The sequence below is a fragment of the Streptococcus sp. HMSC070B10 genome (genome assembly GCF_001808665.1).
Classification (GTDB): Bacteria; Bacillota; Bacilli; order Lactobacillales; family Streptococcaceae; genus Streptococcus.
On the sequence record NZ_KV794204.1, the window covers coordinates 1 to 283 of the forward strand.

Genomic DNA, 283 nt, shown 5'->3' on the forward strand with positions numbered 1-283 from the left:
TTGACATCTTCTTGAGTCTTAGCCTCTTGAATAGCTGCGATTGCTTTGTCAGTAATTTCAACTAATTTCTTCTTAGCATCGTTGTTAGCACCAAGTTCAGCTACTTTTTTCTCGATAGCTTCAGTCAGGCTAGCCATAGCCTTATCATAATTGATTTCAGGCTGTTCCGGTTGTTTTGGTTCAACTGGTTGTTCTGGTTGGCTAGGTTGCAATTGCTTGATTTGTTCAAGAGCGTTATTGAGGGCTTTGTTGACATCTTCTTGAGTCTTAGCCTCTTGAATAG

General features: G+C 40.3%; 1 protein-coding gene. It reads right to left on the reverse strand.

Features of this window, described 5'->3' with window-relative positions; genetic code table 11:
- Positions 1–283, reverse strand: a 283-nt coding sequence (locus HMPREF2613_RS07115) for a hypothetical protein (protein WP_261673980.1), incomplete at both ends; no start/stop codon positions are given.